This is a genomic window from Streptomyces sp. WAC05292 (assembly GCF_003949955.1).
Taxonomy (GTDB): domain Bacteria; phylum Actinomycetota; class Actinomycetes; order Streptomycetales; family Streptomycetaceae; genus Streptomyces; species Streptomyces globosus.
This window is the reverse complement of record NZ_RPSE01000573.1, coordinates 1-2,904: the sequence shown is the minus strand read 5'-3', so window position 1 is coordinate 2,904 and position 2,904 is coordinate 1. Positions and strand designations below refer to the sequence as shown.

General features: G+C 71.9%; 1 protein-coding gene and 1 pseudogene. One reads left to right on the top strand and one right to left on the bottom strand.

From position 1 onward, the window contains the following. Positions 1 to 516, bottom strand: a pseudogene (locus EF903_RS31145) (hypothetical protein); the annotation flags it as partial. Between the two features lie 231 nt (positions 517 to 747). Here EF903_RS31145 and EF903_RS31140 point away from each other — a divergent pair. After that, on the top strand, positions 748 to 2,904 hold a 2,157-nt coding region (locus tag EF903_RS31140), incomplete at its 3' end, for an MFS transporter (RefSeq protein ID WP_148142624.1).

Below are 2,904 nucleotides of genomic sequence, written 5' to 3'. Positions count from 1 at the left end.
GGGGGAGGCGGACTCCGCCGGGCTCGTGGGGAGGACGCTCGCGGCGGGCGCCGAGGGCTTCGCGTCCAGGAGGACCGTGTCGCTCTCGACGGAACGCGACATCATGCCCATCGCCAGCGCCACCGTGCCCACGGCGACCACCGTGCCGGTACCCGCGAGCACCGTCGGGAACCGGCGGCGCCGGGAGCCGCCGCCGGTGCGCTTCCCCCTGGGGCCCCCGCCCCCGCCCCCTCCCGTTTCGCGATGGGTGTGCGGTTGTGCGAGCAGGCCGAGGTCCTGGACCTGTGCCGGCGGGACCGGTGGCAGGGGGGCCGTCTCGGCCGGCCAGTACGCCTGCGGCGGGGTGTCCGGCCATACGGGTATGCCGTAGGCCGGGGTCGACGCCTCCGGGCCGGTCCCGGGCGGAGGCGTGTGCGGTCGGCCGGGGGCGGCCATGACGCCGTGCACCGGCGGCTGTGCAGGGTGCGGCGGGTGCTGGGCGCGGGCCGCGGGGTCGCCAGGGTGGGGCAGCGTCACGTACGGGCGGACTCTTAGTGGCTCAAAACCGCCCCCGCCCGTGCCCGGCGCGCACCCGCAGTCGACGCGCGCGGCGTCGCATTCTGGACAGCGCTCAGCGCTCACTGGACTCCCTCCCTGGGCATTGCCTGCGATTATGCAGACCCTTCGCAGCCCGCCCAACCCTCCCGAGAGGCCATAACCGGACACACCGCTCAGGATGGAGATGTTGATCGGCCTGAGGAGGAACGGATGTCCCAGGAAGTGACGTCGGGCTCCCGCGACCCCCACACCGGACCGGGTGGCAAGGGGCCCGCAGCCGAACGCGCCTCCCGCGACGTGCTCGTCCCCATCGGCGCACTGATGCTGGGCCTGCTGCTCGCCGCACTCGACCAGACGATCGTCTCGACCGCCCTGCCGACGATCGTCAGCGAACTCGGAGGGATGGACCACCTGTCATGGGTGGTCACCGCATACATGCTCGCCGCCACCGCCGCGACACCCCTGTGGGGGAAGCTCGGCGACCAGTACGGGCGCAAAAAGCTCTTCCAGACGGCCATCGTCATCTTCCTGATCGGGTCGGCGCTGTGCGGGCTCGCCCAAGACATGCCCCAGCTGATCGGCTTCCGCGCCCTCCAGGGCCTGGGCGGCGGCGGTCTGATCGTGCTGTCCATGGCGATCGTCGGCGACATCGTCCCCCCGCGGGAACGCGGCCGCTACCAAGGCCTCTTCGGCGCCGTGTTCGGTGCGACGAGCGTCCTCGGCCCGCTCCTCGGAGGCCTGTTCGTCGACCAGCTGTCCTGGCGCTGGGTGTTCTACATCAACCTCCCCGTCGGTCTCGTCGCGCTCGCGGTCATCGCGGCCGCCCTGCACATCCCGGTGCGCCGCGAACCGCACCGCATCGACTACCTCGGCACCTTCCTCATCGCCTGCGTCGCGACCTGCCTCGTCCTGATCGCCTCCCTCGGCGGCACCTGGGGCTGGAGCTCACCCAGGATCATCGGGCTGGACATCCTCGGCGCGGTGCTCCTCGTCGCGTTCGTGTTCGTCGAGCGGGGCGCCGCCGAACCGGTGCTGCCGCTGGGCCTCTTCCGCATCCGCACCTTCACCCTCTGCTCGGTGATCAGCTTCGTCGTCGGTTTCGCCATGTTCGGCGCGATGGTGTACCTCCCCACGTTCCTGCAGGTCGTCCAAGGCGTCTCCCCGACCATGTCCGGCGTCCACATGCTGCCGATGGTCCTCGGCATGCTGATCGCCTCCACCGGCTCCGGCCAGATCGTCTCCCGCACCGGACGGTGGAAGGTCTTCCCCGTAACCGGCACCGCCGTCACCGCGGTAGGGCTGCTCCTCCTGCACCAGATGCACCGCACAAGCGGCGCCTGGGAGATGAGCCTGTACTTCTTCGTGTTCGGCCTCGGGCTCGGCCTGGTCATGCAGGTGCTCGTCCTGGCCGTGCAGAACGCCGTCAGCTACGCCGACCTCGGGGTCGCCACCTCGGGAGCCACCTTCTTCCGATCCATCGGCGCCTCCTTCGGCGTGGCGATCTTCGGCACGGTCTTCGTCAACCGGCTCGACGGAAAACTCACCACCGCCTTCGCCGGCCAGCCCCTGCCGCCGGGAACGACCGCGCAGATCGAAGCCGACCCCCGGGCGATCGCCGCCCTGCCCGCCGACCTCCAGCCGCGCGCCCTCGACGCCTACGCCGCCTCCATCACGGACGTGTTCCTCTACGCCGTGCCCGTCGTCCTCCTCGCCTTCGCCATCTCCCTCTTCCTGCGGGAGGACGTGCTCCGCGGCTCGGTGACCGCACCCGATGTCACCGAGACGCTCGCCTCCAACCCCGTCCACCGCTCCTCCCACGACGAGGTCGCCCGCGCCCTGACCGTCCTCGGCACCCGCGAGGGCCGCCGCGGCGTCTACGAGAAGATCACCGCGCGCGCCGGGCTCGACCTGCTGCCCGCGGCGAGCTGGATGCTGCTGAGGATGACCAAGTACGGGGCCATCGGCCCCGCGGTCCTGGCGGAGCGCACCGCCATCCCGATCAAGGTCATCACGGACGCGGCCCGCCAGCTGGAGGAGCGCCGGCTCGCCGTACGGGAAGGACTGGAGCTCGTCCCGACCGCCCTCGGCCGGGAGCACGCGAACCGGCTCTCGCGCGCCCGCGAGGAGTCCCTCGCCGAACTGCTCGGAGACTGGTGGGGGCCCGACCGCCCCACAGACCTGACCGAACTCGTCCGGGAGATCAACGCCGAGCTCTGCGGATCGGACGCCGAGGAGCCCTACGACGCCTGCGCCGAGGACCTCGCCGCCGAGAAGGAGCGCCGCCGCTCCCGGCACGGCGGCCCGGCCGGCCCCGGCGGGCAGGCCGGCACCGCAGCCGAGGAGCTCCTCAAGCTGTTCGAGGCCGTC